This is a genomic window from Paraburkholderia sp. UCT2, assembly GCF_014397665.1.
Taxonomy (GTDB): domain Bacteria; phylum Pseudomonadota; class Gammaproteobacteria; order Burkholderiales; family Burkholderiaceae; genus Paraburkholderia; species Paraburkholderia tuberum.
Genome location: NZ_VZQO01000038.1, coordinates 20,565 through 47,161 on the forward strand (window position 1 = coordinate 20,565; position 26,597 = coordinate 47,161).

Consider the following 26,597-nt stretch of genomic DNA (forward strand, 5'->3'; position numbering starts at 1 on the left):
CAGATGGCCAGCACCTCGTCGATATGAAAGGAACCGCCGGATCGGCTCGGCGTGCGGTGTGATCGACGGTGATGCGAACGCTCAGACGCGCGCGGCGGCCGCCGCATGCACTTCGATGCCTGCGTCGGCGAGCGCGCCGCGAATGCGTCGCGCGAACGCCAGCGCATGCGGGCCGTCGCCGTGCAGGCAGATGGTCTGCGCGTTCAACGGCACCCACTGTCCATCGACGGCTTTCACGCGCTGCTCGCGGATCATCACGAGCGTGCGCGCGAGCACTTCGTCCTCGTCGTCGAGCAGCGCGCCCGGCTCCTTGCGCGGCACGAGCGAGCCGTCCGCGCGATAGCCGCGGTCGGCGAACACTTCCTCGATCGCGGTCAGGCCCGCGTTGCGCGCGGCGCTCACGAGCCCGCTGTTGGCGAGCGCGAACACCGCCACGGACGGATCGAAATCGTGCACCGCGGAGACGATCGCGTCAGCGATCTTCGCGTCGCGTGCGGCCTGGTTGTACAGTGCGCCGTGCGGCTTTACGTGCGCGATGCGCCCGCCCTCGGCCTGCGCGATCGCCGACAGCGCGCCGAGCTGATACAGCACGCCCGCGTAGATCTCGCCCGCCGGCAGATCCATTTCCTTGCGGCCGAAATTCTCGGGATCGTTGAAGCTCGGATGCGCGCCGATCGACACGCCTTTCTGCACGGCCCAGCGCACGCAGTCGCGCATCGCGTTGGGGCTGCCCGCATGCCAGCCGCATGCGATGTTGGCCGAGCTCACGAGGTCGAGCAGCGCCTCGTCGGAGCCGCAGCCTTCGCCGAGATCGGCGTTCAGATCGATTTCCATGGGGATTCCTTTACTTAGTGTCACAGCGCCGCGAGCGCCACCCGGCGCGCGCAACGCTCTTCATGCATCGCGATCGCGGCATCGATCTGCCGCAGATACGTGCGTTCTTCCAGCAAAGCCTGGCGCGCTTCGTAGGGCGTCGTCGGGATGAAACGGACAGCACCGTTCAGGCGCACCTGGGCGAGCTTCCACAGATCGGCTTGTATCACCGCGCCGATCTTCGGATAGCCGCCGGTGGTCTGCGCGTCGCTCATCAGCACGATCGGCTGACCGTTCGGGGGCACCTGGATCGTGCCGGGCAGCACCGCGTGCGACAGCAGGTCAGTCTTGTGCGTGCGCTTCAGCGCGGTGCCGGCAAGGCGATAGCCCATGCGGTTGCTGTTCGGCGTCACGAGCCACTCGTCGGACCAGAACGACTGCTGTGCATCCGCGGTGAAGCTGTCGTATTCGGGGCCGCACAGCACGCGGATCGGTATGGCCCACGGCACGCCCGACGGATGACGACCGCGCCGCAGCGGCTCGTTGACCAGCACGAACTTGCACCAGGCGGGCGCCTTCACGCCGAACTCGGGCGCCTCGGGCGTGAAGCCGAGGTGGCCGCGCTGCTGCGGCGCGCCGACCGGCAGACGGTCGCCGTCGTTGAGCGCGCGGCCGCCGAGTCCGCCGAAATGGCCGGCAAGGTCGGTGCTGCGCGAGCCGAGCATCGGCAGCACGTCGATGCCGCCCGCCACGCAGACATAGCCGCGCATGCCGCGCTTCGCCGCGTGCAGCACGAGCTCCTGGCCGGCCTGCACGGGCAGACTCCAAAATGAATAGACGGGTTTGCCGTCGAGCGTCGCGCCGAACTCGGTGCCGGTGATCGCGACGCGCGTCGCGCGCAAAAAGCGCAGCACGGTCGGGCCGAAGGTGATTTCGAGGCCGGCCGCGTCGGGGCGGTTGCCGACCAGCCGGTTGCCGACTTCGAGCGACAGCCGGTCGAGCGCCCCCCCCATCGCGACGCCGAGATGCCGATAGCCGTGGCGGCCGAGGTCCTGGATCGTGGTCTGGAGACCCGCGCGGATCACGTCGATCATGCGTGCATCCCCGCGATCGTGAAGCGCACCCGGTCGCCGGGCTGCAGCAGCGTGGGCGGACGGCGCGCCGGATCGAACAGCGGCACCTCGGTGCGGCCGATCAGCTGCCAGCCGCCCGGCGACACCGCCGGATAGATGCCAGTCTGCTCGCCGCCGATGCCGACCGAGCCCGCCGGCACCTCGAGCCGCGGCGACGCGCGGCGCGGCGTGTGCAGCGCGGTGTCGAGCCCACCCATATAGGCGAAGCCGGGCTGGAAGCCGAGAAAGAACACCACGTAGGCGCCGCCCGCATGACGTTCGACGACCTCGCGCGCGCTCAAGCCCGTATGTTCGGCGACCGCCCGCAGATCGGGGCCGAATGCGCCGCCGTACTGCACTGCAATCTCGACGTCGCGCCCGGGCGCGACGGCTTCGGCCGCTGCGTTCCAGGCCGTCAGCAACTGCTCGCCGAGCGCGTCGGCGTCGGTCGAGAGCGGGTCGAACACGAGCGTCAGATTGTTCATGCCGGGCACGACTTCGAGCACCTGCGGCCAGTCGCGCGCGGCTTCGGCCGCAGCCCACACGCGCTGCTGGCACTCCAGCGTGGCGGGCGGCGGCGCTTCGCAGACGAGCGCGGCATCGCCGAGGGGAAAAATTCGTGGTTGGCTCATGACTGGGCGGCCCGGATCGAGTCGGAGGATGAGGCGGACAGCGCGGTGCGTTGGCGCATGCCCGGCACGGAGGCGGCGACGTTTGGAGTGTACATTATCAATAAAATATCGATGATTTACCAATAAGCGTTTTTGCCAGGCTCGTCGGCGGCGGGCATCGTCGTACACTTGCGACACTTTTTCAGCCCATTTTCGTCACGGGAACCTCGTATGACGCGTCATCCCACCAAGATCGTTTCGTCGGAACATCTCGTCTCCGAGAGCAGCGCGGAACTCTCGGAACTCGAATACGCGCTGATCATGGCGGGCAATGCGTTCAACCGCTGGATGGTGCGCTGCATGTCGGCGGCCGGCGACAAGGACATGACCGCGATCGAGGTATCGCTGCTGCACCACGTGAGCCATCGCGAACGCCGCAAGAAGCTCGCGGACATCTGCTTCGTGCTGAACATCGAGGACACGCACGTCGCGACGTACGCGTTGAAAAAGCTCGTAGCTAGAGGGTACGTAAAAAGCGAAAAAACCGGCAAGGAAGTGTTCTTTTCCGCAACCGACGCGGGCCGCGAACTATGCCTGAAGTATCGCGAGGTGCGCGAAAACTGCCTGATCTCGACGCTCAAGGAAAGCGGCCTGACCAACCAGCAGATCGGCGAGGCCGCGCAGTTGATGCGCAATGCGTCGGGCCTGTACGACACGGCGGCGCGCGCGGCGGCTTCGCTGTAACGACGAAGCACCGCGCAAGCGCCGGCGCGTCACACGCCGCGCATCGCGCGTTCAGCCCGGCAGCGCCGGATGAAACCCCGCCTCTGTGACGATCAGATCGAGCGCAATGTCATGCGCCTCGCGTTCCAGCGTGTCGGTGCGGCACGCTTCGTAGGCGATGCCGACCGTGATCGGCTTGTGCGCCGCCGGCCAGCCGGCCAGCGTGCGGTCGTAATAGCCGCCGCCGTAGCCGAGGCGGTAGCCGTCCGAGTCGAAACCCACGCAGGGCACGAACAGCAGCTCGGGCAGCACCACGCGCCCCGAGGTGGGCTCGGCAATCTTGTGATGGCCGATTTTCATCGGCGTCGCGGGCGTCCAGGCATGGAATTCGAGCGCCATGCCACGTTCTTTAACGATTGGCAGGCTGGCTTCGTGGTGCGAGTCTGCGGCAAGCCAGAGCGCAATCGCGCCGCGCGCGTCGAACTCGCCGGCAAGCGGCCAGTAGAATCCCGCGCTGCGTACCGCGTAGTGCTTCAGCGCGTCGAGCATCCGACGCCCGAGCGCGGCATTCTTCGCCGGCTCGGAAGCCGCTTGCAGACGGCTTTCCAGCAACATCCGGCGCAGCGCCTTTTTCGTTGCCGGGACAGGGTTGCATGCTATGCTTGGGTCCAATTCGCGCTCCAGAAACAACGATGTCAAAACGCCTTTTTCGAGTATATCGCGCGGCCAGTATCGCGCTTGCCGCAGCGGCACTCGTGGCCTGCAGCACTGCCTCGGCCGTCAAGCCCCTTCCGATCTCGCAACTCACGAACGACGACCAGATTTTCGTCCAGCTTCGCGAAGCCTCGCGTACTAACGACGCGGCGCGCGCAGCCCAGCTCGCGAGCATGATCCCGAATTATCCGGCGCCCTCGTATCTGGAGTACTTCCAGATCAAGCCGCAGCTGTTCGACTCGACCGGCCATGCGCGCATCGACGCGCCGGACGCGCCCGTGCTCGCGTTCCTGCAGAAGTACGACGGCCAGGCGATCGCCGATCGCATGCGCAATGACTACCTGACGGTGCTCGGCACGCGTCACGACTGGCGCAACTTCGACCAGCAGTACGCGAAGTTCGTGCTTGACGACGACACTCAGGTCAAGTGCTACGCGCTCGAATCGCGCGCGTCGCGCGGCGAGAACGTCGCGGACGCGGCGCGCGCGCTGCTCGTCGAGCCGAAGTGGTACGGCGACGGCTGCGTCGATCTGATCACGGTGCTCGGCGTGAACCACCAGTTCAGCGCCGACGACATCTGGGCGCAAATTCGTCTCGCGTACGAGCAGAACTACACGAGCACCGGCAGCAAGCTCGTCGACGCGCTCGGCGACCAGCCGCCCGACCCGGTGCTGTTCAGCCAGGCGACCAATACGCCGCCGCTATTGCTCGCGCGCGGCGTCGGACCGGATGCGCAATCGCACCAGCTGGCGCTGCTCGCCATCACGCGCATGGCGCGCAACGATCCGGCCATGGCCGCGGCCACGTTCGCGTCGGTCGCGCCGTCGCTGAATTCGCCGGAGCGCGCGATCGGCTGGGGCACGATCGGCTATCAGGGCGCGCTCAAGCAGATGCCTGGCGCGGTCGACTGGTTCCGGCTGTCGGCCAACGCGCCGCTGTCGAATCCCGCGTATGAATGGCGCACACGCAGCGCGCTGCTCGCAGGCGACTGGAACATGGTGCGCTGGTCGATCGAGCAGATGCCCGAGTCGCTGCGCAAGCAATCGTCGTGGGTGTACTGGCACGCGCGCGCGCTGAAGCAGGCCGGCGACACGGCCACGGCCAGTCAGGAATTCCAGTCGATCGCGTCGAACTTCAACTTCTACGGCCAGCTCGCGCTCGAAGAGCTCGGCCAGAAAATCACCGTGCCGCCGAAAACCACCGTGACCGACGCCGAAGTGCAGCAAGCCGCCACCACGCCGGGCTTCGATCTCGCGCAGCGCTTCTATGGGCTGAATCTGCGGCTCGAAGGCAATCGCGAGTGGAACTGGCCGTTGCGCAACATGTCCGACCGGCAACTGCTCGCCGCCGCCGAGTACGCGCGCCGCATCGAGCTGTACGACCGCACCGTCAACACCGCGGACCGCACGAAAAGCGAGCACGATTTTTCGCTGCGCTATCTATCGCCGTTCCGCAACATCGTCGAGCAGGACGCGCAGTCGAGCGGGCTCGACGTCGAGTGGGCGTACGGGCTGATTCGCCAGGAGTCGCGCTTCATCATCAACGCGCGCTCTGGCGTCGGCGCGGGCGGACTGATGCAGCTGATGCCCGCCACCGCGCAACTGGTCGCGAAGAAGATCGGTCTGGGACCGGTGTCGCGCGAGCAGATGAACGACATCGACACCAACATCCTGCTCGGCACGAACTACCTGGCGATGATCTACAATCAGTTCGACGGGTCCGCCGTGCTGGCCACCGCTGGCTACAACGCAGGTCCGGGCCGTCCGCGCAACTGGCGGCAGTCGCTGCAGCGCCCGGTCGAAGGCGCGGTCTTCGCCGAGGCGATTCCGTTTCAGGAAACTCGCGACTACGTGAAAAATGTGTTGTCCAACACGGTCTACTACGCGGCATTGTTCGAAGGCCGTCCGCAATCGCTGAAGGCGCGCCTGGGTTACATCGCACCGTAAGCGCCTTGGCGCCGCAATCTCGCTTCGAGGTTGCGACGCGCTTCGCCAGCCGTTGCCGCGGCTTCCATCAGGGAGTCGAAAAATGCGACATCAAGCCATCGCGGTCATCGGCGGTTCAGGGTTTATCGGCAGCTACCTCGTCAACGCGCTCGTCGAGATGGGCAAGGACGTGCGCGTCGCCACACGGCGACGTTACAACGCGCGCCATCTGACCATGCTGCCGATCGACGTGCTCGAAACCGACGTGTTCGATCCGGTGCAACTCGCGCGCTTCGTCGAGGGCGCCGATTGCGTAATCAATCTCGTCGGTATCCTGAACGGCAAGCGCGGCAAGCCCTATGGGCGGGAGTTCGCGCATGCGCACGTCGAGCTGCCGACGCGCATCGTCGCCGCCTGCGAAGGCAAGGGCGTGCATCGGCTGATTCATCTGAGCGCGCTAGGCGCCAATCCGAACGGCCCGAGCATGTATTCGCGCTCGAAGGCCGACGGCGAGAAGGCCGTGCATGCGGCCAACGTCGCATGGACGATCTTCCGGCCGTCCGTCGTGTTCGGACCCGAGGACGCGTTTCTGAACAAGTTCGCGTTCCTGCAGCGCGTGTTTCCGGCCATTCCGCTCGCGATGCCGGACGCGCAGTTCCAACCGGTCTATGTCGGCGACGTCGCGAAGGCGATCGTCAACGTGCTCGATCTCGATGGCGCGAGCGGCCGCACCTACGAGCTCGGCGGCCCGACCGTCTACACGCTCGAAGACCTGGTTTCGTACTGCGGCGACGTGATCGGCAAGCATGCGCGCATCATCCGTCTGCCCGAGCCGCTCGCGCGCCTGCAGGCGTTGAGCTTCGAATTGGCGCCGGGCGAACCGGTGATTTCGCGCGACAATCTCGATTCGATGAAGGTTGCCAACATTCTGAGCGGGCCGCTCGCGCCCGAGCTCGGACTCGAACCGGTCAGCATCGAAGCGATCGTGCCGACGTACCTGACCGGTGCTGCCTCGGGTTCGCGACTCGACACGTTCCGCGCCAACGCCGGGCGCTGAAGCCTTTCCCTCTACCTGATAACAAGTATGAAACTGCTGATTGGTGACAAGAACTATTCGTCGTGGTCGATGCGTCCGTGGCTGCTGCTCACGCACTTCGGCATTCCGTTCGACGAGGAACTGATCCTGCTGTACGAAGCGGACACGAATGCGAAGATCCGCGCTCAGGCGCCGCGCGGACCGGGCAAGGTGCCGTGCCTGATCGACGACGCCGGGCAGGCCGTGTGGGATTCGCTGGCGATCGCCGAAACGCTCGCCGAGCGCTTCCCGCAACACGCGCTGTGGCCGCGAGACGCGGCGGCGCGCGCGCATGCGCGCAGCGTCAGCGCCGAGATGCATTCGGGGTTCGGCGAGTTGCGCTCGAAGATGTGGATGAACATCCGTGCGTCGTTCCCGGGCAAGAACGCGACGCCGGGCGCGCTCGCCGATATCGCGCGGATCGAGACGATCTGGCGCGACTGCCTCGAGACCTACGGCGGTCCGTTCCTGTTCGGCGAATTCGGCATTGCCGACGCGATGTTCGCGCCGGTCGCGATGCGCTTCAACACGTGGAAGCCCGCGTTGTCGGAGACCGCAGCCGCCTATGTCGAGCGGCTCACCGAGCTGCCCGCGGTCAATGCATGGATCGACGCCTCGCGCCGCGAAACGCACGCGATCGCCTATCAAGACGAATGCCCATGAATATCTATGCAGTAGGTGGCGCGGTCCGCGACGAGCTGCTCGGCGTGCCGGTGCAGGACCGCGACTACGTGGTGGTGGGAGCGACACCCGAGCAGATGGTCGCGCAGGGCTATCGGCCGGTGGGCAAGGACTTTCCGGTATTCCTGCATCCGCAGACGCAGGAGGAGTACGCGCTCGCGCGCACCGAGCGCAAGACGGCGGCCGGCTATCACGGCTTCCAGTTTTTCTATGCGCCCGACGTGACGCTCGAAGAAGACCTCGCGCGCCGCGATCTGACGATCAACGCGATGGCGCGCGAGGTGCGTCCGGACGGCGAGCTGACCGGCCCCGTCATCGATCCGTTCAACGGCCAGGCTGACTTGCAGGCGCGGCTTTTTCGCCATGTCAGCGCCGCGTTCCTCGAAGATCCGGTGCGGATTCTGCGCATCGCGCGTTTCGCGGCGCGTTTCGTCGATTTCACGGTCGCGCCGGAAACGCTGGCGCTGATGCGCGAGATGGTCGCCGACGGCGAAGCCGATGCGCTGGTGGCCGAGCGCGTGTGGCAGGAGGTGTCGCGCGGGTTGATGGAGAAGAAGCCGTCGCGGATGTTCGGCGTGCTGCGCGACTGCGGCGCGCTCGCGCGAATTCTGCCGGAGATCGACGCGCTGTTCGGCGTGCCGCAGCGCGCCGACTATCACCCCGAGGTCGATACCGGTGTCCACGTGATGATGGTGCTAGACCATGCCGCGCAGCAGGGCTACGCGCTGCCGGTGCGCTTCGCGGCACTGACGCACGACCTCGGCAAGGCGACCACGCCGGAGGACCTGCTGCCGCGGCACATCGGCCACGAGGGCCGCAGCGTCGATCTGCTGAAGCCGCTGTGCGAGCGGCTGCGCGTGCCGAACGAGTGCCGCGATCTGGCGGTGCTGGTCGCGCGCGAGCACGGCAATATTCATCGCGTGATGGAGATGGGGGCGGCGGCTCTGTTGCGCCTGCTCGAGCGCAGCGACGCGATCAGGAAGCCGGCGCGCTTCGCCGAGGCGCTGCAGGCCTGCGAGTCGGATGCACGTGGGCGGCTCGGCCTCGAGATGAGCGAGTACCCGCAGGCCGAGCGGCTGAGGCTTGCACTGGTGGCCGCGCGAGGCGTGGATGCAGGGGCAGTGGCGCAGCGGCTCGCCGATGCGCCGGCCGGCATCAAGGACGCCGTGCATGAGGAGCGCGTGCGTGCGGTAGAGGCTGCGCTGGCTTGAAGTCGCGCGGGCGTAAAGTAGCGCGCGACGGCGACTACAACACCCGCGCCAACAGCGACAACAGCATCGACAGCACCAGCGTCGACATGAACGGAAACGGATACTCGCGGCCGAACAGCCGCAAGGTCACGTCGCCGGGCATCCGGCCGATGCCGAGCTTCCTCAGCCACGGCCAGCACGACGACAGCACCGCGACGGCAACGAAGGTCGTCAAAAGCCAGCGAATCATCGCGAGTCCTCGAGCCAGAGCGGATTCACAATCACAGCGTATGCGAACGATCGCCGCTCGAAAAGGCGCGCAGCGTATCGTCGAGTCCACGCGAAAACGCGATCACCTTGAAGAGCTCGCCCATCTCCGCCTCGGACAGCAGCTTCTGTACCGCGTTGGCGGCGGGAAGAAAGCGCGCGGCGTCGGCGGGATCGATTTCGCCGAGCACCTCGGTGACGCCCGCGTTCAGCAGAAAGCGCGCTTGCGATGTGAAGCCGAGCAGGTCCGCGCCGGTCTCGACGCCCGCCTCGGCGATGCCGGTGAATTCGACGTGCGCGGTGATGTCCTGCAGACCGGGGTACAGGAACGGGTCGCCGTGCGCGCGGTGCCGGTAGTGGCACATCAGCGTGCCCTGCGCGCGCTGGTCGTGGTAGTACTCGTGGCGCGGAAAACCGTAGTCGATCAGCAAGATCGCGCCGCGCGCGAGCATCGTGCAGATGGTGCGCGTGAAGGCGCGCGCGGCTTCGTGCGTTTCTGTCACGTAGTCGTCGCCGGCCGGTTCGCGGGTCGCATCGATTTCGGTCAGCAGCGCGAGGTCCGCGGCGGCCGCGACGGGGCGGTCGTCGAACGCGAAGGCGCCGTCGCGCCACACCACGCCGCGCTCGCACCAGACACCGCCGTTTTGCGCGAAGAGCCGCACCGGCATCGCATCGAGCACCTCGTTGCCGATCACCACGCCTTCGAAGCGCTGCGGCAACGCGTCGAGCCAGCGCACTTTCGCGAGCAGCGCGGGCGCGGCCGCCGCGATCGTTTCGCGCTGCCGCTCGCGCAGCTCACCCGATAGATCGATGATCGAATAGCTGTCGAACTCGGCGCCGAGCGTGTCGAGCGCATTGAGCAAGCCCGCGGCGAGCTTGCCGGTGCCGGCGCCGAACTCCATCACGTCGCGCGTGCCACTCGCCTCCAACGCTTCGGCGAGCGGGCGCGCGAGCGTCGCGGCGAACAGCGGCGACAATTCCGGCGCGGTGACGAAGTCGCTGCCGTCGTCGGCGCGCAGGCCGAATTTACGCGCACCGCCGCTGTAGTAGCCGAGACCCGGCGCGTACAACGCGCGCTCCATGTAGCGGTCGAACGGCAGCCAGCCGCCGGCCGCGTCGAGCCGCGCGCGGATCTCGGCGACGAGCGCGTCGGACTGCGCGAGCGCGCTCGGGCCGGGAGCAGGTAAACTATCGGGTTGGTGAGCTTTGGGATTCATCCCCGCATTGTAAATGACCGTTTCTCCGGACATCGCTGCCCGCGCGGCTGAACTGCCGCCCGAAACGCCCCGTGTCGTGCTGATTACGGGCGCCGCGCGCCGCATCGGGCGCGCGCTCGCCCTCGGCTTCGCCGCGCGCGGCTGGGACGTGGCCGTGCACTACGGTGCCTCGCGTGAGGACGCCGACGAAGTGGTCGCGCAGATCGTCGCGCTGGGCCGCCGCGCGGTCGCGCTGCACGCCGAGCTCGGCGACGAGGCGCAGGTCGCCCGGTTGCTGCCGGACTGCGCCGCTGCGCTCGGCCGGCCGTCGTGCATCGTCAATAACGCGTCGCGCTTCGAGGAAGACACGGCGCGCGACGTCGGCTACGAGCTGCTGCTGAAGCTGACCGCGATGAACGTCGGCGCGCCGCTCGTGCTCGCGCGCATGCTTTACGACGCGACGCCCGATGCGGCGTTGCGCGACGAAAGCCAGCGCGGCGTCGTCATCAATGTGCTGGATCAGAAGCTGTACAACATGAACCCGGACTATCTGTCGTACACGCTGTCGAAGGCGGCGCTGCAGACCGCGACGGTCGCGCTCGCTCAGGCGCTCGCGCCGAAGCTCCGGGTGGTCGGGCTCGCGCCCGGGCTGACCATGCAATCGGGCGACCAGACCCAGCACGGGTTCGAGGCCGCTCACCGTATGACGCCTCTTGGCCGTGCGTCGCGGCCCGAGGATATCGTCGCCGCCGCGCTGTATCTCGCGGATGCAGCCGGCGTTACCGGAACGACGCTGGTGGTCGACGGCGGGCAGCATCTCGTGCCGCTGCCGCGCGACGTGATGTTTTTGACGGGCGCCTGACCCGCGCGCGCGGCCGGCCTTCGAGGCGGTCATCGCGTGTGGCGAAGCGCCCCTTTGCGTGCCCCGCACGCTTTTTTGGACTGGAACGAACATGTTTGCCGCTCTTTCGCACCCCCGGCTCGCCGATTGCCGCCGGCTTTTTCTGCGCAATTACGAAGTGCACATCAATATCGGCGTGCACGACTTCGAAAAGCGCGGCGAGCAGCGCGTCGTGATCAACGTCGAACTGTTCGTGCCGCTCGCGATGTCCACGCCGGTGCACGACAAGCTCACCGAAGTCGTCGACTACGACTTCATGCGCTCGACGATCGCGAGGCGCGTCTCGCAAGGCCATATTCATCTGCAGGAAACGCTGTGCGACGACCTCGTGCGCGCGATGCTCGAACATCCGCAGGTGCGTGGCGCGCGCGTGTCGACCGAAAAGCCGGACGTGTATCCGGACTGCGATGCGGTCGGCGTCGAAGTCTTCCGCATCAAGGAGGACTGAGCGATGAACGCACCGGAAATGCTGACCGCAGACAACGAAGCCGCTGACGCCACCGCGGCACCGAGCGCTGCCCGCGCCTCGAAATCGCCGCTCACGCGCCGCGAGCAGAAGGAAGCGTACGAGAACAACAAGCTCTTCAAGCGTCTCGCGCGCCAGGTCGGCCAGGCGATCGGCGACTACAACATGATCGAGGACGGCGACAAGGTGATGGTGTGCCTGTCGGGCGGCAAGGACAGTTACGCGATGCTCGAGATCCTGATGCGGCTGCGCGAGCGCGCGCCGATCAATTTCGACATCGTCGCGGTAAACCTCGACCAGAAGCAGCCGGGCTTCCCCGAGCACGTGCTGCCCGAGTATCTGACCCAGCTCGACATTCCGTTTCACATCGAGAACCAGGACACCTACAGCATCGTCAAGCGGCTCGTGCCGGAGGGCAAGACCACCTGTTCGCTGTGCTCGCGGCTGCGGCGCGGCATCCTGTATCGCGTCGCCGGCGAGCTCGGCGCGACCAAGATCGCGCTCGGCCATCATCGCGACGACATCCTGCAAACGCTGCTGCTGAACCTGTTCTATGGCGGCAAGTTGAAGGGCATGCCGCCCAAGCTGCAATCGGACGACGGCAAGAACATCGTGATCCGGCCGCTCGCCTACGTGAAGGAAACCGATCTGGAGAAGTACGCCGAGCTGCGTGAATTCCCGATCATTCCGTGCAATCTGTGCGGTAGCCAACCAAACCTTAAGCGCGCGGAAATGAAGGCGCTGGTCCGCGACTGGGAAAAGCGTTTCCCGGGCCGCATCGAGAACATGTTCAATGCGTTGTCGAACGTGGTGCCGTCGCATCTGATGGATCACCAGCTGTTTGCGTTCGCGGGGCTGCGCGCGAGCGGCGAAGCCGACCCGCAAGGTGACATCGCGTTCGACGAAGAACCATGCTCGAGCGGCGACGAAGGCGCGCCGCTTACCAGTGCGAAGACCATTCCGCTGGTCCAGTTCGACGACCTGTAACGAGCGAAAAGTGCCTGTTCCGGCGGCATTCCGGCGGCATTCCGGCGCTTTTCCGCTGGCTTGCAAGCCCTGCCGAGGCCGCGTCTGCGGCCTTTTTTGCAGGTGCAGCATGATAGAATCGTCCGCTCCAAACTCGTCTATTTGCCGACGCCATGAACATCGTCATTTTGGCGGCAGGTACCGGCAAGCGCATGCGGTCCGCGCTTCCCAAGGTGCTCCATCCTCTGGCCGGCCGGCCGCTCCTCGCTCATGTCATCGACACCGCCCGCGCGCTGAAGCCCGCCCGCCTGATCGTCGTGATCGGCCACGGCGCCGAAGCCGTGCGCGAAGCCGTCGCGGCGCCCGATATCCAGTTCGCGGTGCAGGAGCAACAGCTCGGCACCGGCCACGCGGTGCAGCAGGCGCTGCCGCTGCTCGATCCTTCGTTGCCCACGCTGGTGCTTTATGGCGACGTGCCGCTCACGCGTGCGCAAACGCTGCGCGCACTGACCGGGCGTGCTGGCCAGGACGGCTACGGCGTGCTCACCGTCACGCTCGACGACCCGACCGGTTACGGCCGCATCGTGCGCGATCAGCACGGCAACGTGCAACGCATCGTCGAGCAGAAGGACGCGAGTCCCGAGCAGTTGAAGATCGCCGAAATCAACACCGGCATCATCGTCGCGCCGACCGCGCGCCTTGCCGGCTGGCTCGCGGCGCTCAAAAACGACAACGCGCAAGGCGAGTTCTATCTGACCGACGCGGTCGAAATGGCGATCGAAGCCGGCCTCGAAGTCGTCACCACGCAGCCCGACGACGAGTGGGAAACGCTCGGCGTCAACAGCAAGCAGCAGCTCGCCGAGCTCGAGCGGATTCATCAGGGCAATGTCGCCGACGCACTACTCGTCGCGGGCGTGACGCTCGCCGACCCGGCGCGCGTCGACGTGCGCGGCACGCTCGAATGCGGCCGCGACGTGTCGATCGACGTCAACTGCGTGTTCGAAGGCCGTGTGACGCTGGCCGACAACGTCAGCATCGGGCCGAACTGCGTGATTCGCAACGCGAGTATCGGCGCCGGTACGCGCGTCGATGCGTTCACGCACATCGAAGGCGCGGAAGTCGGCGCGAAGGCCGTTGTCGGTCCGTATGCGCGCTTGCGCACAGGCGCGGCGCTGCAAGACGAGTCTCATGTAGGGAACTTCGTCGAGATCAAGAACGCGGTGCTCGGTCATGGCTCGAAGGCCAACCACCTCACCTACATCGGCGATGCGGATGTCGGCGCGCGCGTGAATATCGGCGCGGGCACGATCACCTGCAACTACGACGGCGCCAACAAATTCCGCACCGTGATCGAGGACGACGTGTTCGTCGGCTCGGACACGCAACTGGTCGCACCGGTGCGCGTGCAGCGCGGCGCGACGATCGCGGCCGGCACCACGGTGTGGAAGGACGTCGCCGCCGACGCGCTGGTGTTGAACGATAAAACCCAGACGAGCAAGACGGGCTACGTGCGCCCTGTCAAAAAGAAAAGCTGATCGATACGGCGTGCCCACGAGGCGCGCTCACTGAATCCGGCACTGAAAAGGAATACACCATGTGCGGCATTGTCGGCGCGGTTGCGCAACGTAATATCGTTCCCGTCCTGATCGAAGGACTGCGACGCCTCGAATATCGCGGCTACGATTCGTGCGGCGTCGCCGTGCTCGGCGCTCGCGGGCCGAGCCGCGCGCGCAGCGTCGCGCGCGTGGCCGACCTCGAAGGCCAGGTGCGCGACGGTCGCCTCGAAGGCGTGACGGGCATCGCGCATACACGCTGGGCCACGCATGGCGCACCGGTCACCGACAACGCGCACCCGATCTTCTCTCGGGATGCGCTGGCGTTGGTACACAACGGCATCATCGAAAACTACGAGACCTTGCGCGAAATGCTGCGCGGCAAGGGTTACGAGTTCGTCTCGCAGACCGACACCGAGGTTATCGCGCATCTGGTCCATAGCCTGTATCGCGGCGACCTGTTCGCTGCGGTGCGCGAGGCGATCGCGCAACTGCACGGCGCGTATGCGATCGCGGTGCTGCACAAGGATCAGCCGCATACGGTGGTCGGCGCGCGCCAGGGCTCGCCGCTCGTGGTCGGGCTCGGGGACGGCGAAAACTTCCTCGCATCGGACGCGCTCGCGCTCGCAGGCAGCACCGAGCGCTTCATCTTCCTCGAGGAAGGCGACGTCTGCGAACTGTCGCTCGATGGCGTGCGCATCGCCGATCGCCAGGGCGAGGCCGCGCAACGCGAGGTGCGCCAGGTCGCGGCCTATGGCGGGGCGGTCGAACTCGGCCCGTATCGCCACTTCATGCAGAAGGAAATCTTCGAGCAGCCGCGCGCGATCACCGACACGATTCCGCAGGCCGACGCGTTCGATGCATCGATCTTCGGCGAAGGCGCGCGCCAGGTGTTCGCGGACATCGACAGCCTGCTGATTCTCGCGTGCGGCACCAGCTACTACTCGGGGCTCACCGCCAAGTACTGGCTCGAATCGCTCGCGAAGATTCCGACTCAGGTCGAGATCGCGAGCGAGTATCGCTATCGCGAGTCGGTGCCGAATCCGAAGTCGCTGGTGGTGGTGATTTCGCAGTCGGGCGAAACCGCCGACACGCTCGCGGCGCTCAAGCACGCGCAGGAGCTCGGCCACAAGCACACGCTCGCGATCTGCAACGTCGGCACGAGCGCGATGGTGCGGCAGACCGAGTCGTCGTTCCTCACGCACGCGGGCCGCGAGATCGGCGTCGCGTCGACCAAGGCATTCACGACGCAGCTGGTTGCGCTGTTCACGCTGGCGGCAACGCTCGCGAAGCTGCGCGGACGTTTGAACGACGAGCAGGAAGCGAGTTATCTGAAGCAGTTGCGCCACCTGCCGGCGGCGCTCAACAGCGTGCTCGCGCTGGAGCCGCAGATCATCGCGTGGTCGGAGGAGTTTTCGCGCAAGGAACATGCGTTGTTCCTCGGACGCGGCATGCACTATCCGATCGCGCTCGAAGGCGCGCTGAAGCTCAAGGAGATTTCGTATATCCACGCCGAGGCGTATCCGGCCGGCGAGCTGAAGCACGGGCCGCTGGCGCTCGTGACCGAAGCGATGCCGGTGGTGACGGTCGCGCCAAACGACGCGCTGCTCGAAAAGCTGAAGTCGAACATCCAGGAAGTGCGCGCGCGCGGCGGCGAGCTTTATGTGTTCGCCGATGCCGATACGAAGATCGTCAACGGCGAAGGGCTGCATGTGATCCGGATGCCAGAGCACTATGGCTTGCTGTCGCCGATCCTGCACGTCGTGCCGCTGCAGTTGCTCGCGTATCACACCGCTTGTGCGCGTGGCACGGATGTGGATAAGCCGCGGAACCTGGCGAAGTCGGTGACGGTGGAGTGACGAAGACGTAGCGGCAAACCGGGCCGCAAGCTCACGCATTCCGCCGCGCCGCCATGCGGTCCGGCGGACGAAACACCATCGGCATCTGTCTTGCCACGATGCCTCGACGTGACGACGCCACATCGACTACCCTCTGTCGACATCCCACGTGGCCTCGTCATCATGAAGACCTCATCTCCCAACACGCTAACCGAAAAGCTGAAGTCACGCGTCGTGCTAATCGCGCTGTTCGTCGGTTCGATGTGGGCGGTGTTCTTTCTGTCGGTTGCGTTGCCGTTCCTGCATCTGAACGAACACGGCGTCGTGCCGCGTTCGCTCGACGGCTTGCAGGGCATCCTGTTCGCGCCGTGGCTGCATGCGAGCGTCGGACACATCGCCGCCAACACCAGCGGGCTCGTCGTACTCGGCTGGCTGTGTACGTGGCCGAACATCGCCGGCTTCTGGCGCGCGACCATCGGCGCGATGCTCGGCGCCGGTCTTTGCGCGTGGCTATTCGGCGCGCCGTATTCGGTGCATATCGGCGCGAGTGGGCTGGTGTTCGGCTATGCGGGCTACCTGGTCGCCCGCGGCTACTACACGCGCGATCTCGTGTCGATCCTCGTGGCCCTGGTCGTCGTCAGCAGCTACGGTCTGAGCCTGCTGTTCGGCGTACTGCCGATCTATCCGGATGTGTCGTGGCAGAGCCATGTCGGCGGCGTGCTCGGTGGTGTGCTCGCCGCGCGTGCGGGGGCAGGCGCGGCAAACCGGGTACGCGTGCGCTGACCCACCCGTATTTTTTCGCGTATCGGCATATCGCCGGGTGATCGACGAAATCTACAACTCCGGCCGCGCCAGATCGCTCGCGACGATGTGTTCGCCATACACCTGCGCGGCCGCGAGCGCTTCGAGTCGGCTCGCGTGTGGGCCCAGTTCGGGCGCGCCATCGAATGGAAACAGCACGCGGCCGTCGGTCGTGCGCACCACCTTCAATACGCCGAAGAAGCGCCGGTAGCCGGCCATTTTCGCGCTCGCCGAAATCTCGAAGTCGTCCTCCGACGTGCCGGGGACGCTGGGAATAAACGCGGTCTTGCTCATAGCTGAAAACATCGGTTGTTCGTTGAGGCGGCGCGCAACGATGCGCGCGGCCGACGCGCATTGTCTCAAATCGGCGCGAAGCGTGAATCGAGTCGGCAACCCGCTGGTTCGCCAATGGTTTTATCGGTGAACGAACGTCAACTTTCACGGCAATGTCATAGGCGCTCCATAAAGTCTGCCCGCAAATAAAACCGCATTCCCGACAGGGCAACAAAGAGACAGCAACAGAGGGCAACGAACATGTCACACCGCATTGGGCTACGCGCACTCATCATGGCCGCTTGCGCGGCTTTAATCGCTTTGATCGTGGCCGCCTGCGGCTCGTCTTCTTCGTCCGGCGGGCTGCAACTGACCGGACAGCAGCAGATTCGCCACGTCTTCGTGATCACGCTCGAAAACGAAAACTACGCGACCACATTCGGCGCCAACACCAAAGCGCCGTATCTCGCGCAAACACTGGCATCGCAAGGCGCGCTCGTGCAGCAGTACTACGGCACGGGCCACGTGAGTCTCGACAACTACATCTCGATGATCAGCGGCCAGTCGCCGACCAACGAGACCGACAACGACTGCATGACCTATCAGGACTTCAAGCTGACCGGCATGACGTCCGATGGCCAGGCGATCGGCTCGGGCTGCGTGTATCCGGCGAGCGTGAAGACGTTGCCGGACCAGCTGAAGGCAGCGGGCTATACGTGGAAGGGCTATGAAGGCGACATGGGCAACGATCCGTCGCGCGAAGCCGCTACCTGCGGCCATCCGACGCTGAACACGACGGACCTGACGCAGTCGGCCGAAGCGCCGAGCGCGGCCGTGCCGCTCGGCGACCAGTATGCGACGCGCCACAATCCGTTCATGTACTTCCATTCGATCATCGATTCGCCGGACTGCGGACAGCACGTCGTCAATCTGAATAACCTGCAGAACGATCTGCAATCGGTCTCGACCACCGCGAACTTCAACCTGATCACGCCGAACCTGTGCGACGACGGCCACGACGCACCTTGCGTGAACGGCCAGCCGGGCGGCCTGACGAGCGCGAACACGTTCCTGCAGAAGTGGGTGCCGATCATTACCGCATCGCCGGCGTTCCAGAAGGATGGCCTGCTGATCATCAACTTCGACGAAAGCAGCTACGCGACGGTCACGCAGTCCGCGTCGGGCGAGGATCTGGTATTTGCGGGCACGACCTGCTGTAGCCAACAACCCGGCCCGAACCTGCCGTCGTTCCCGGAGACTTCGTCGCTCGCCTATAACGGCATCACGATCAACCTGACCAAGTCGAGCTACGGCGGCGACCAGACCGGCGCCGTGATGATCTCGAAGTTCATCAAGCCGGGTACGGTGTCCACGGTGCCGTACAACCACTATTCGATGCTGAAGAGCATCGAGGACATCTTCCAGCTGGACCACCTTGGTTATGCGGGACAGGCCGGTCTGGTGGGGTTCGGCAGCGACATCTTCACGAACCTGTAAAAGACTCGATGCTGTCTTCTGTCATGCGATTCACGGCGCGCGCGAGCGCGCGTCGGATAGCGCTCGCCGCCCTGATGGGCGGCGCGTTACTGGGGGGCGCCGGTGCGGCGCGCGCTATTGCGTCGAATGCGACACCGGCATCCGCCGATGCGAAGCCCGTCTATAGCGACGCCGCCGCGCTCGGCAAACTGATGTTCTTCGATCCGGCGCTGTCGGCCTCGGGCAAGATGTCGTGCGCGAGCTGTCACAGTCCCGAGCACGCGTACGGGCCGCCCAACGGTCTCGCCGCGCAACTGGGCGGCGCGGACTTGCATCAGCAGGGCACGCGCGCGGTGCCGAGCCTGCGCTACGTGCTGAACCGTACGCCGATCTGGACGCATGCGCAGGCGGCGAGCCTGTCCGAGCGGCTCAGCGAAACGGACAACGCGCCGGTCGGCGGCTTCGGCTGGGACGGGCGCTTCAACTATCTGCACGATCAGGCGAACTTCCCGCTGTTCAATCCGAACGAGATGGCCAACAAGGATCCGGCCGCATTGCTCGCGAAGATGCAGCGCGCGCCATACGCTGCGCGCTTCAAGGAAGTATTCGGCCAGAACATTTTTGCCGATCCGACCAAGGCGTTCACCCAGGCGATGTACGCGATCGAGCGCTTCGAGCTCGAAGACCCGAGTTTTCATCCGTACACGAGCAAGTTCGACTACTACCTGGACGGGAAAGTGCAACTAACTGCACAAGAGTTGCGCGGCAAAAAGCTGTTCGACGACCCCGCCGGCGGCAATTGCGCATCCTGTCATATCGACCAGTCGGGCGTGAACGGCGCTCATCCGCTTTTCACCGACTTCAACTTTCAGGCGCTTGGCGTGCCGCGCAACGCTGAACTGAAGGTCAACGCCGATCCGAAGTATTTCGACATGGGCCTGTGCGGACCATTGCGCACGGATCAGAGCGACAAGCTGAACTGCGGACTGTTCAAGTCGGTATCGCTGCGCAATACCGCCACGCGTCACGTGTTTTTTCACAACGGTCGCTTCCACACGCTGAAAGAGGCCTTGCGTTTCTACGTGCAACGCGATACGAACCCGGACAAGTGGTATCCGAGGGATGCGCACGGCAAAGTCGACAAATTCAACGATCTGCCGGTCGCACTGCGCGTGAACGTCGATACGACCGACGAGCCGCTGACGCGCAAAACGGGCGAGCGTCCGGTCTGGTCCGAGCGTGATATCGACGACGTCGCCGCGTTCCTCGCGACGCTGAGCGACGGCTATGACCTGAAGTCAAAAGCGCTCAAATGAACGCATCGGAAAGCGGGGCGAGTTCCGCTCACCCTTGATTTAAAAGACAAAAATTGCCGAGGAAAGGCGCCGCCCGACGCAGCGGCGCTATAATGCGCGGATCTTTGCTTCCTCCGACGTCCACTATGAGCCGGTTACTTTGCCTGATCGTGCTTTCGCTCGGCCTCGCGCAAACCGCGGCGGCCGACGAAAACACCGACCGAATATCGGCGTACCTGACGCAGAAGTTCGGTGTGGGCAAAGAAAAGGCTCAAAAGATCTCCGACGCGGTGCAATCCGCTGCCAACAAATACTCCCTTCCTCCGGCGCTGCTGCTCGCCATCATCTCGATCGAATCCCGCTTCAAGGAAAAAGCCCGCGGCGCCAATGGCGCGACGGGGCTGATGCAGGTCGTGCCGCAGGCGCACCGCGGCCTGCTGCGCAACGTGAAGGATCTGACCGAGCCGGGTGCGAACATCGAAGCGGGCTCGGCGATTCTGTACGGCTACATGCGCTCGGCGAACGGCGATCTGAATACCGCGCTCAAGAGCTATGGCGGCTCGAAGGCCTATGCGCAGAAGGTGAATCTGCGCGTGGAGGATTTCGCGGCGGTTGCGACACCCGCTGACGGCGCTTCCGGGGCCGCTGGGCGGGCCGCGTCGTGCGAGGCGGATCGTTGCGCCAGCGCGAACCCGTGGGCCGACGCGTTCAGCGTGCCGGCGGCGCTCATTGCATCCGCGGCACCCGCCGCGAGCGGGGCAGCCGGGGCATCGTCGGCCGCGACCTCTGGGTCGACTTCGGCCGCGACGGTGGGCTCGGCGCGCACGACGTCGAACTAGGCACGCACGCGCGGTCTCGTCTCGCATTTTCGCCCGTATGTACTGCGAGGGCGCGGCGGCGTGCTTCAAATTGACGCCCTGTTTCCCCCTGTAATAGGGTCGGGGCTGCACCTTGCACGCTTTTTACGCACGTGACGCTGCCCGCTCTACAATGCATTTCCATTCGCGCCCACGAGGCGCTTCTTGCAACTGATCATGCAGAACCCCTTTTCCCGCACCACCGCCGCGGCCCTGTTCGGGCTGGTCGCGCTCACGGCATGCAGCAGCACGCCGCAACCCCAATTCACTCAGGAACTATTCGAAACCGGTGCAAGCCCGTACGCGCGCAATTTCAATTCGAGTACGGGCGATAGCTGCGAAGCCGCGCGCCGCGCATTGCTGAGCCAAGGCTATCTGACGACGATGTCGCGTCCCGATACCGTCGACGGCACGAAGAATTTTCAGCCGACCGGCGATTCGCACGTGGTCGTCGAATTTCACGTCGTGTGCACGCCCGGCGAAGAGGCGGCCGATACCAGCATCGTGTACGTGAACGCGGTGCAGAACGGCTTCGCATTGAAGAAGAGCGATACGTCGGCGAGCGTCGGGCTCAGCGTGCTCGGTTCGCTGTCGCTGCCGATTCGCTCCAATAGCGACGCGATGGTGAAGATCTCGAGCGAGACGATTCCGTCGGGCAAGTTCTATGACCGCTTTTTCGGTCTCGTCGATCATTACTTGCAGACGGTCGTGCGCACGCAGCCGGTGACGAGCAGCCCGATCGAGACGCGGACGCTGCCGATGCCGGTAGCAGCGCCGCTTCAACTGACAATCCCTGAGCCGGTGCCCGAGCCGGTAGCGGCGACCACCTCCGCTGCAGTTCGAGCGACGCCGACCGTGCCGGTTCAGACGACGTCACCAGCGCTCGCCCAACCGACGACCGACAAGCCTGTCGCCGTGACGCCACCAGCCGCGGCTCAGGCGGTCCAGTCAGCGCCCGCGCCAGTGCAGTTAACCGCGCCCGCACCGGTTCCGTTGACGACACCGTCGACATCCTCGCCGGTCCAACCCGCCGACTCGATTGGCCAGGCTGCAGCGATCGAACCCGCGAGCGGCACGGCGCCTCTGGTGCCGTGACAGCCGCGCAGCGGCTTTCGCATCGAGGCTGATCAAGGTTCGATCAGCCTCTGATTCAGGCGCGCGGCGATTTCACCTTATGGTGTTTACTTGATACGTATACATACGTAGTAGTAGTTAACAAGGGTTAACCGATTCTGTGGATAAGTCGCAAATGTCGCGCCGCTTCAACATCATGCGAAACCTATAACCCTGCGGAACACGTCGGTAGAAAAACTACATAACTGGGATAAGTTCGAACACCGTTAGCCGACCCTGATCTTTATCAAGATTTCGCGCACAGGCTGTTCGTCGAGCTATCCCGAAGTTATTCAGAGGTCGCTGTGGATAACCACGCCTCCGACCGACACTTCCCGTTGCTCCCGCATCGACGCTTCGCGCGACGCGAAGGGCTCGCCAACGCACAGATTTCCGCCCACCGAACGCGCACATTGATAACTCGGTACGAAGATTGCACGCCTTCTTATTGCAAGCGCAACTGTTGCTATTTAGTCAAAACCATTTGCCCAGCGAACAATCCGGCATAGAGTTAAAGTGCTTTGTGAGGTTTCTGGTGCAGTGCGGGGGATGTATGAAACGCAGATCAGCACGACAGCTAGTCCGTCTTCTGTCGGACCTTCGACATGCGGCCCATTGCAGCTCGTTGCGCGCAGTCGCGACCAGTCGGATGATGGCGCTGGCAGCCGCCGAGGCCGCCGAGAACGGCGACGCCGCTCGCGACGACGACAGTCCCGAGTCCACGCGCGATGCGCAGCGCGACAAGCTGTTCCGGAGCAGATCATGAGAGCCGCGAGCGAACAGTCGTTGCGGTTTCTGGTCGAGAAGTGGCTTTCGCCATCGCCGGCCGAGCCGGTTCACGTGACGGAGTTCAGCCGCACACGTGCGGGCGGGCGGCGCTATGTGCGGGTGGAGACGTCGCGGGAACAGGGCGGGCGGGGTTTGTTCTTCTTTCGCCACGACGACGGCTGCTGGTGCGTGTTTCCGCCAACCGCCGATACGCCGAGCCTATTCGCTCATCCGCGCGCGGCATAGTTGGCGAAGGGCAAGACGCCTGTCGGCGCGCATCGCGCACCGAGCGTTGGCGTCGAATCGTTTTATAACGCTGTAAATCACATCACCTGCGGCGCACGCTGCCGGGCGCGTTTCCAGCCCGGCAGTATCTGACACACGATCAATCCCGCGAGCATCAGCGCAGAGCCGAACAACGCGCGAGTCGTCAGCGTTTCGCCGAGGACGAGCCAGCCCGCAAACGTCGCGAACACGCCTTCCATGCTGAAAATCACCGCCGCATGCGAGGGCGCCGCGTAGCGCTGCGCGACCACCTGGATCGTATACGCGACGCCCACCGATAACGCACCGCCGTACGCGATCGTCGGCGCGGCTCGCGCAATTATCGCGGCGCTAAAGGGCTCAATGGCAAGGCCGATCGACAGACACACGATCCCACAGGTCACGAACTGCGCGAGTGCGAGCATCAGCGTGTCGTGGCGCGCCGCGAAGCGGCCGACCAGCATCATCTGCGCGGAAATCGCCAGCGCCCCGGCGAGCTGATACCAGTCGCCGTACAGCATCGAAAAGTGCTCGTCGACGCTCAGGAAGTACATGCCAACGGCCGCCAGTAGCGCGCCAAGCCAAGTACGGAGGCCAGTCCGGTGGCGAAACAGCACGCCGAGCAGCGGCACGATCACCACATACAGCGAACTGATGAAGCCCGCGTTCGCGATCTTCGTGTACTGCAGGCCGATCTGCTGCAGCGAGATCGACACGGCCAGCACGACGCCGAGCAGCCCGCCCGCGCCAAGCAGTTCGCGGGCTCCGCCGGGCGCGCGCTTCGTCAGCTCGGCGAGCGCCGCGCGGCGCACGCAGACGATCATCGTCAGCACGACGAGCGCGCCGAGCAGAAAGCGCAAGCCGGTAAACAGGAACGGGCCGATCGTATCGAGGCTCAGTCGCTGTGCGACGAACGCGGAGCCCCAGATCATCGCGGCGATCAGCATCAGCACGTTCGCGCGCAGGTGTTGGCGGGTATCGGGATTCAAGATTTCTTCTGATTTGTCTTGGGATCGCGCTGGGACGCCGCGCAGGCGCGCCACGCGGTGCTCAGCCGGTAAGGAATCGCTCACATGATACGCGGGCGTCGCGCGCCGGGCAGGCAAACCCCGCGAGTCGCGCGATAATCGCGCAACGGCCGTGCGGTCGCCGGCCTGCGGATCGCGGTGATCGCGACTTGCGGACCGGACCGCGATCCCCCGCTCCTTCCACGAGCAAACGACATGGACGACAAGGACTGGATCGCTGGCGCCGCGAAGGCGCTCGCGATCATCGAAGCATTCGACGAAGAGCACGCGCGCATGACGCCAACGATGGTCGCCGCGCGCGCCGGCCTGTCGCGCACGGCTGCGCGCCGCTATTTGCTGACGCTGCGCGAGCTCGGCTACGTCGACACAGACGGCAAGCTGTTCTGGCTCGCGCCACGCGTGCTGCGGCTCGGCCAGTCTTACCTCGATTCGGCGCGGCTGCCGCGCACGGTGCAACCGTTCCTGCAGCGGATTACCGCGACCGTGCAGGAAACCGCGCTGGTTGCGATCCTCGACGAACACGACGTCGTCTACGTCGCGCGCAACGGCGTGAATCGGGCGATGGCGGTCGGCTTCGTGACCGGCTCGCGCGCGCCGGCGCCGTTATCGTCGGCGGGGCTCGTGCTGCTCGCGTTCCAGCCGCCCCACAGCATCGACCCGTGGCTCGCGTCGTATCCGATCAAGGTTTTCACGCCGTACACTTATTCGACCGTCGAACGGCTCAGAGAAGCGCTTGGCGAAATCCGCCGCAACGGTTACGTGGTCACCGACCAGCAGCTCGAGATCGGTGTGCGCGGCGTCGCGGTCCCGCTGCGCGACCGGCACGGTACGGTGGTCGCGGCGATCAGCGTCAGCATGCCGATCGGCGAGGAGTCGGCGAACGCCGCGCTGCACCGCGTTTTGCCGGCGCTGCAGGAGACCGCGAGCCTGCTGCGGAACCTGGTTTGAGCGCCGCGAAGCGGTCGGCGAGGCGCGCGGGCCGCGGCTTCACGCGGATCTGGTAGGGTCCCCGCTGCGGCTTGCAGGTAGTTGAAAGCAGGCTGAAAGCAGGCTGTCTCCCGGAAAATACATATCGAGTTTTGCGCATGACAAACCGCCTACGCCTGGGTAATACTCTCCCGCGGGGAGCACAAGGCACCTCGAAGTCCAGCCGCTCTACCGTGCAGCTGTATTCATTCACATTGACTCAGTCGTCTGGTTTGGGGATCAACACATGAAAAAAGTTATCGTCTCGCTCGCAGCCGCTTCGATCGCACTCGTTTCCGTTCAGGCTTTCGCGCAGGCATCGGATGCCGCTGCTATGGAAGCAGCAAGCGCACCGAAGAAGCACCACATCAAGCAGTTGAAGACCCACGGCAAGAAGGCACACGTTTCCGCCGCAGCTTCGGCAGCAGGCACGAACGACAAGGGCGTGCAGAACTAAGCCAACGCGCGCCCGTTGGGCGCGACATAGCGCTGCGCCGCACCGTTTGCCGGTCGGTGCAGCCGGTGGCGGCAGATGCGTTGCCAGCAAAAAGGCCAGAGCTCGCGCTCTGGCCTTTTTGCTGTTGCGGCGGATATTGCGCGCGGGAAGATCAGCCCGCGAGCCCGCGCCGGATCACTTCATCCAGCAGCCCGTTCAGGCCGTCCGGATGACTGGCGGCGCGCGTTTTCAGCTCCTCCACCAGCTCGCCGTTGAGCTTGCACGCAAACGGGACGAGGCCTTGCGCCTGATCGAGCTTGCGCTGCTCGCGCCGGTCAATCTTCGGCTCGGTCGCCGCGTTCTTGCCACCGCGGTTAGCGGTCGCCTGTTTCATCGCGTTGCCCAGTTTCAGCGCCTTGTTCTTTTCAAGGTCGGTTTTTTTCATCATCGGAAAGGCCTCTGCCAAATAGATCAACCCGCATTGTACGCAAGCGCGGGGCGTCAGCCGACACGGTCCGGCGCGCCGGCGGAGACGCTGTCCATCAACGCGCGCATCCTCTGCCAATGCGTGCCTTCCCAGAATACGCGTCCGCATACATCGCAGGTCACGAAGCGGCTGTGCCGCTGCAGCACGCCGCGCGGCACGCGCGGGCCGGCTTCCTCGCGCGCGATGCGTCGCAGCGGCGCGTTGCATACGAGGCATAGCCGAAACGGTTGCGCGCTGCGCGCGAGGTCGAGCCGCTCGAACACTTCGCGCAACTGCTCGCGCGGCCGCAGCGCGCGCACGTAGCAGCCATGCGTGATGTTGCGGCGTTTGAGCAGCTCGCGGTCGCGCGTCAGCACGATGCGCTGCTGCGCGGCGGCGAGCGCCTCGATATCGGCGTCGGGAAAGTGGTTGTCGTACAGCGTATCGAAGCCCGCAAGCCGCAGAAGCGGCGCGAGGCCGCCGAGATGCGCATCGGCGATGAAGCGCATCACGCGCAACGGACGCTCGCGCACGCGCAGCAGCGGTTGGATGTCGAGCGCCTCGAATTTCGGATAGACCGCGACGCGGTCGCCGTCGGCGAGCGGATGATCGAAACCGACCGAGTCGCCGTTCACCAGTATCAGCTCGACCTCGGTATGCGGCACACCGAGCACTTCGATCATGTGCTTGGTCGTTGCGCCGCGCGCGCAGACGCAGGTGAACGCGCGCCGGCGCAGCGGCCGGGCGATGAAGTCGTTCAGCTCCTCGTAGAAGCGGAATGTCGCGGTGACCATGCCTGCAGTATCGCACCGCTCGGGTTGCG

28 protein-coding genes are annotated in these 26,597 nt (G+C 65.2%); 18 read left to right on the top strand and 10 right to left on the bottom strand.

Going from position 1 to position 26,597, the window contains the following annotated elements:
* Nucleotides 1-81: 81 nt before the first annotated feature.
* From pxpA to pxpB, 3 genes are read right to left on the bottom strand one after another with little or no spacing between them, the layout of a single operon-like run.
* Nucleotides 82-834: a 5-oxoprolinase subunit PxpA gene (pxpA, locus tag F6X39_RS26285; protein WP_184065837.1), complete on the bottom strand. Its 753-nt coding sequence runs from the start codon at nt 832-834 to the stop codon at nt 82-84.
* Nucleotides 835-854: 20 nt separating this feature from the next.
* A complete protein-coding gene (locus tag F6X39_RS26290; protein WP_187618740.1) occupies nt 855-1,907 on the bottom strand; it encodes a biotin-dependent carboxyltransferase family protein in 1,053 nt (350 codons plus the stop codon).
* Entirely contained in the window at nt 1,904-2,557 is a 654-nt protein-coding gene (gene pxpB, locus F6X39_RS26295; protein WP_187618741.1) for a 5-oxoprolinase subunit PxpB, read from the bottom strand. Before pxpB ends, F6X39_RS26290 begins: the two co-directional genes overlap by 4 nt.
* Nucleotides 2,558-2,767: 210 nt before the next feature.
* On the opposite strand from pxpB, the gene F6X39_RS26300 reads away from it, so the two are divergent.
* The gene (locus F6X39_RS26300; protein WP_018418717.1) at nt 2,768-3,280 is read left to right on the top strand and encodes a winged helix DNA-binding protein; all 513 of its coding nucleotides are present in this window, start codon (nt 2,768-2,770) and stop codon (nt 3,278-3,280) included.
* 51 nt (nt 3,281-3,331) lie between these two features.
* Here F6X39_RS26300 and F6X39_RS26305 read toward each other — a convergent pair whose 3' ends face one another.
* Nucleotides 3,332-3,874 (bottom strand): 5-formyltetrahydrofolate cyclo-ligase, encoded by a 543-nt coding sequence (locus F6X39_RS26305; RefSeq protein WP_260330584.1) that lies wholly within the window; start codon nt 3,872-3,874, stop codon nt 3,332-3,334.
* A 77-nt stretch (nt 3,875-3,951) separates the two neighbouring features.
* Here F6X39_RS26305 and F6X39_RS26310 point away from each other — a divergent pair, with 77 nt between their 5' ends.
* The 4 genes from F6X39_RS26310 (at nt 3,952) to F6X39_RS26325 (ending at nt 8,865) form a co-directional block, all read left to right on the top strand.
* Nucleotides 3,952-5,919: a lytic transglycosylase domain-containing protein gene (locus F6X39_RS26310; protein ID WP_187618742.1), complete on the top strand. Its 1,968-nt coding sequence runs from the start codon at nt 3,952-3,954 to the stop codon at nt 5,917-5,919.
* 82 nt (nt 5,920-6,001) lie between these two features.
* Complete coding sequence (locus F6X39_RS26315) at nt 6,002-6,955, top strand: complex I NDUFA9 subunit family protein (RefSeq protein ID WP_184073554.1); 954 nt, start codon at nt 6,002-6,004, stop codon at nt 6,953-6,955.
* A 27-nt stretch (nt 6,956-6,982) separates the two neighbouring features.
* On the top strand, nt 6,983-7,636 hold the full coding sequence (locus tag F6X39_RS26320; protein ID WP_184034757.1) for a glutathione S-transferase family protein: 654 nt from the start codon (nt 6,983-6,985) through the stop codon (nt 7,634-7,636).
* The gene (locus tag F6X39_RS26325; RefSeq protein WP_187618743.1) at nt 7,633-8,865 is read left to right on the top strand and encodes a multifunctional CCA addition/repair protein; all 1,233 of its coding nucleotides are present in this window, start codon (nt 7,633-7,635) and stop codon (nt 8,863-8,865) included. Before F6X39_RS26320 ends, F6X39_RS26325 begins: the two co-directional genes overlap by 4 nt.
* A gap of 34 nt (nt 8,866-8,899) precedes the next feature.
* On the opposite strand, the gene F6X39_RS26330 is transcribed toward F6X39_RS26325, so the two are convergent.
* Both F6X39_RS26330 and F6X39_RS26335 read right to left on the bottom strand, forming a co-directional pair.
* Nucleotides 8,900-9,094: a DUF2905 domain-containing protein gene (locus F6X39_RS26330; RefSeq protein ID WP_018418711.1), complete on the bottom strand. Its 195-nt coding sequence runs from the start codon at nt 9,092-9,094 to the stop codon at nt 8,900-8,902.
* 31 nt (nt 9,095-9,125) lie between these two features.
* Nucleotides 9,126-10,328, bottom strand: a complete 1,203-nt coding sequence (locus F6X39_RS26335) for a class I SAM-dependent methyltransferase (RefSeq protein ID WP_187618744.1) — start codon at nt 10,326-10,328, stop codon at nt 9,126-9,128.
* A gap of 13 nt (nt 10,329-10,341) precedes the next feature.
* On the opposite strand from F6X39_RS26335, the gene F6X39_RS26340 reads away from it, so the two are divergent.
* The 6 genes from F6X39_RS26340 to F6X39_RS26365 all read left to right on the top strand — a co-directional run bounded on the left by F6X39_RS26340 (nt 10,342) and on the right by F6X39_RS26365 (nt 16,814).
* Nucleotides 10,342-11,169, top strand: a complete 828-nt coding sequence (locus tag F6X39_RS26340) for an SDR family oxidoreductase (protein ID WP_184065800.1) — start codon at nt 10,342-10,344, stop codon at nt 11,167-11,169.
* 91 nt (nt 11,170-11,260) lie between these two features.
* On the top strand, nt 11,261-11,656 hold the full coding sequence (locus F6X39_RS26345; protein ID WP_090802589.1) for a dihydroneopterin aldolase: 396 nt from the start codon (nt 11,261-11,263) through the stop codon (nt 11,654-11,656).
* A gap of 3 nt (nt 11,657-11,659) precedes the next feature.
* A complete protein-coding gene (gene ttcA / locus F6X39_RS26350) occupies nt 11,660-12,661 on the top strand; it encodes a tRNA 2-thiocytidine(32) synthetase TtcA (RefSeq protein WP_187618745.1) in 1,002 nt (333 codons plus the stop codon).
* A 152-nt stretch (nt 12,662-12,813) separates the two neighbouring features.
* Nucleotides 12,814-14,175: a bifunctional UDP-N-acetylglucosamine diphosphorylase/glucosamine-1-phosphate N-acetyltransferase GlmU gene (gene glmU / locus F6X39_RS26355; RefSeq protein ID WP_187618746.1), complete on the top strand. Its 1,362-nt coding sequence runs from the start codon at nt 12,814-12,816 to the stop codon at nt 14,173-14,175.
* 59 nt (nt 14,176-14,234) lie between these two features.
* Nucleotides 14,235-16,052 (top strand): glutamine--fructose-6-phosphate transaminase (isomerizing), encoded by a 1,818-nt coding sequence (gene glmS / locus F6X39_RS26360; protein ID WP_187618747.1) that lies wholly within the window; start codon nt 14,235-14,237, stop codon nt 16,050-16,052.
* 162 nt (nt 16,053-16,214) lie between these two features.
* Nucleotides 16,215-16,814 (top strand): rhomboid family intramembrane serine protease, encoded by a 600-nt coding sequence (locus tag F6X39_RS26365; RefSeq protein WP_187618748.1) that lies wholly within the window; start codon nt 16,215-16,217, stop codon nt 16,812-16,814.
* Between the two features lie 51 nt (nt 16,815-16,865).
* Here F6X39_RS26365 and F6X39_RS26370 read toward each other — a convergent pair whose 3' ends face one another.
* Nucleotides 16,866-17,126, bottom strand: coding sequence for a DUF6723 family protein (locus tag F6X39_RS26370; protein ID WP_090805534.1), 261 nt, complete (start codon nt 17,124-17,126; stop codon nt 16,866-16,868).
* 240 nt (nt 17,127-17,366) lie between these two features.
* Between F6X39_RS26370 and F6X39_RS26375 the strand changes: the two genes are divergently transcribed.
* The 5 genes from F6X39_RS26375 (at nt 17,367) to F6X39_RS26395 (ending at nt 22,860) form a co-directional block, all read left to right on the top strand.
* Nucleotides 17,367-18,602, top strand: a complete 1,236-nt coding sequence (locus F6X39_RS26375) for an alkaline phosphatase family protein (protein WP_184034723.1) — start codon at nt 17,367-17,369, stop codon at nt 18,600-18,602.
* A 23-nt stretch (nt 18,603-18,625) separates the two neighbouring features.
* Nucleotides 18,626-19,897, top strand: a complete 1,272-nt coding sequence (locus tag F6X39_RS26380; RefSeq protein WP_187618749.1) for a cytochrome-c peroxidase — start codon at nt 18,626-18,628, stop codon at nt 19,895-19,897.
* Nucleotides 19,898-20,022: 125 nt separating this feature from the next.
* Nucleotides 20,023-20,715 carry a lytic transglycosylase domain-containing protein gene (locus F6X39_RS26385; protein ID WP_090802598.1) on the top strand — a complete coding sequence of 231 codons (693 nt, stop codon included), beginning with the start codon at nt 20,023-20,025 and terminating at the stop codon, nt 20,713-20,715.
* Between the two features lie 195 nt (nt 20,716-20,910).
* Complete coding sequence (locus tag F6X39_RS26390) at nt 20,911-21,828, top strand: DUF2242 domain-containing protein (protein ID WP_187618767.1); 918 nt, start codon at nt 20,911-20,913, stop codon at nt 21,826-21,828.
* A 780-nt stretch (nt 21,829-22,608) separates the two neighbouring features.
* Entirely contained in the window at nt 22,609-22,860 is a 252-nt protein-coding gene (locus tag F6X39_RS26395; protein WP_187618750.1) for a hypothetical protein, read from the top strand.
* A 77-nt stretch (nt 22,861-22,937) separates the two neighbouring features.
* On the opposite strand, the gene F6X39_RS26400 is transcribed toward F6X39_RS26395, so the two are convergent.
* Complete coding sequence (locus tag F6X39_RS26400) at nt 22,938-23,867, bottom strand: DMT family transporter (RefSeq protein WP_187618751.1); 930 nt, start codon at nt 23,865-23,867, stop codon at nt 22,938-22,940.
* 234 nt (nt 23,868-24,101) lie between these two features.
* Between F6X39_RS26400 and F6X39_RS26405 the strand changes: the two genes are divergently transcribed.
* Both F6X39_RS26405 and F6X39_RS26410 read left to right on the top strand, forming a co-directional pair.
* Entirely contained in the window at nt 24,102-24,854 is a 753-nt protein-coding gene (locus tag F6X39_RS26405) for an IclR family transcriptional regulator C-terminal domain-containing protein (RefSeq protein ID WP_187618752.1), read from the top strand.
* A 265-nt stretch (nt 24,855-25,119) separates the two neighbouring features.
* Complete coding sequence (locus F6X39_RS26410) at nt 25,120-25,329, top strand: hypothetical protein (protein ID WP_184034708.1); 210 nt, start codon at nt 25,120-25,122, stop codon at nt 25,327-25,329.
* Between the two features lie 151 nt (nt 25,330-25,480).
* Here F6X39_RS26410 and F6X39_RS26415 read toward each other — a convergent pair whose 3' ends face one another.
* Nucleotides 25,481-25,756: a hypothetical protein gene (locus F6X39_RS26415; RefSeq protein ID WP_018418694.1), complete on the bottom strand. Its 276-nt coding sequence runs from the start codon at nt 25,754-25,756 to the stop codon at nt 25,481-25,483.
* Between the two features lie 53 nt (nt 25,757-25,809).
* Nucleotides 25,810-26,568 carry a Mut7-C RNAse domain-containing protein gene (locus F6X39_RS26420; protein ID WP_184056392.1) on the bottom strand — a complete coding sequence of 253 codons (759 nt, stop codon included), beginning with the start codon at nt 26,566-26,568 and terminating at the stop codon, nt 25,810-25,812.
* Nucleotides 26,569-26,597 lie beyond the last annotated feature (29 nt).

Excerpts from the sequence above, each read along its gene's own strand:
- pxpA (WP_184065837.1), bottom strand. The coding sequence starts at position 834 with ATGGAAATCGATCTGAACGCCGATCTCGGCGAAGGCTGCGGCTCCGAC.
- F6X39_RS26290 (WP_187618740.1), bottom strand. The coding sequence starts at position 1,907 with ATGATCGACGTGATCCGCGCGGGTCTCCAGACCACGATCCAGGACCTC.
- pxpB (WP_187618741.1), bottom strand. The coding sequence starts at position 2,557 with ATGAGCCAACCACGAATTTTTCCCCTCGGCGATGCCGCGCTCGTCTGC.
- F6X39_RS26300 (WP_018418717.1), top strand. The coding sequence starts at position 2,768 with ATGACGCGTCATCCCACCAAGATCGTTTCGTCGGAACATCTCGTCTCC.
- F6X39_RS26305 (WP_260330584.1), bottom strand. The coding sequence starts at position 3,874 with ATGTTGCTGGAAAGCCGTCTGCAAGCGGCTTCCGAGCCGGCGAAGAAT.
- F6X39_RS26310 (WP_187618742.1), top strand. The coding sequence starts at position 3,952 with ATGTCAAAACGCCTTTTTCGAGTATATCGCGCGGCCAGTATCGCGCTT.
- F6X39_RS26315 (WP_184073554.1), top strand. The coding sequence starts at position 6,002 with ATGCGACATCAAGCCATCGCGGTCATCGGCGGTTCAGGGTTTATCGGC.
- F6X39_RS26320 (WP_184034757.1), top strand. The coding sequence starts at position 6,983 with ATGAAACTGCTGATTGGTGACAAGAACTATTCGTCGTGGTCGATGCGT.
- F6X39_RS26325 (WP_187618743.1), top strand. The coding sequence starts at position 7,633 with ATGAATATCTATGCAGTAGGTGGCGCGGTCCGCGACGAGCTGCTCGGC.
- F6X39_RS26330 (WP_018418711.1), bottom strand. The coding sequence starts at position 9,094 with ATGATTCGCTGGCTTTTGACGACCTTCGTTGCCGTCGCGGTGCTGTCG.
- F6X39_RS26335 (WP_187618744.1), bottom strand. The coding sequence starts at position 10,328 with ATGAATCCCAAAGCTCACCAACCCGATAGTTTACCTGCTCCCGGCCCG.
- F6X39_RS26340 (WP_184065800.1), top strand. The coding sequence starts at position 10,342 with ATGACCGTTTCTCCGGACATCGCTGCCCGCGCGGCTGAACTGCCGCCC.
- F6X39_RS26345 (WP_090802589.1), top strand. The coding sequence starts at position 11,261 with ATGTTTGCCGCTCTTTCGCACCCCCGGCTCGCCGATTGCCGCCGGCTT.
- ttcA (WP_187618745.1), top strand. The coding sequence starts at position 11,660 with ATGAACGCACCGGAAATGCTGACCGCAGACAACGAAGCCGCTGACGCC.
- glmU (WP_187618746.1), top strand. The coding sequence starts at position 12,814 with ATGAACATCGTCATTTTGGCGGCAGGTACCGGCAAGCGCATGCGGTCC.
- glmS (WP_187618747.1), top strand. The coding sequence starts at position 14,235 with ATGTGCGGCATTGTCGGCGCGGTTGCGCAACGTAATATCGTTCCCGTC.
- F6X39_RS26365 (WP_187618748.1), top strand. The coding sequence starts at position 16,215 with ATGAAGACCTCATCTCCCAACACGCTAACCGAAAAGCTGAAGTCACGC.
- F6X39_RS26370 (WP_090805534.1), bottom strand. The coding sequence starts at position 17,126 with ATGAGCAAGACCGCGTTTATTCCCAGCGTCCCCGGCACGTCGGAGGAC.
- F6X39_RS26375 (WP_184034723.1), top strand. The coding sequence starts at position 17,367 with ATGTCACACCGCATTGGGCTACGCGCACTCATCATGGCCGCTTGCGCG.
- F6X39_RS26380 (WP_187618749.1), top strand. The coding sequence starts at position 18,626 with ATGCGATTCACGGCGCGCGCGAGCGCGCGTCGGATAGCGCTCGCCGCC.
- F6X39_RS26385 (WP_090802598.1), top strand. The coding sequence starts at position 20,023 with ATGAGCCGGTTACTTTGCCTGATCGTGCTTTCGCTCGGCCTCGCGCAA.
- F6X39_RS26390 (WP_187618767.1), top strand. The coding sequence starts at position 20,911 with ATGCAGAACCCCTTTTCCCGCACCACCGCCGCGGCCCTGTTCGGGCTG.
- F6X39_RS26395 (WP_187618750.1), top strand. The coding sequence starts at position 22,609 with ATGAGAGCCGCGAGCGAACAGTCGTTGCGGTTTCTGGTCGAGAAGTGG.
- F6X39_RS26405 (WP_187618752.1), top strand. The coding sequence starts at position 24,102 with ATGGACGACAAGGACTGGATCGCTGGCGCCGCGAAGGCGCTCGCGATC.
- F6X39_RS26410 (WP_184034708.1), top strand. The coding sequence starts at position 25,120 with ATGAAAAAAGTTATCGTCTCGCTCGCAGCCGCTTCGATCGCACTCGTT.
- F6X39_RS26415 (WP_018418694.1), bottom strand. The coding sequence starts at position 25,756 with ATGATGAAAAAAACCGACCTTGAAAAGAACAAGGCGCTGAAACTGGGC.
- F6X39_RS26420 (WP_184056392.1), bottom strand. The coding sequence starts at position 26,568 with ATGGTCACCGCGACATTCCGCTTCTACGAGGAGCTGAACGACTTCATC.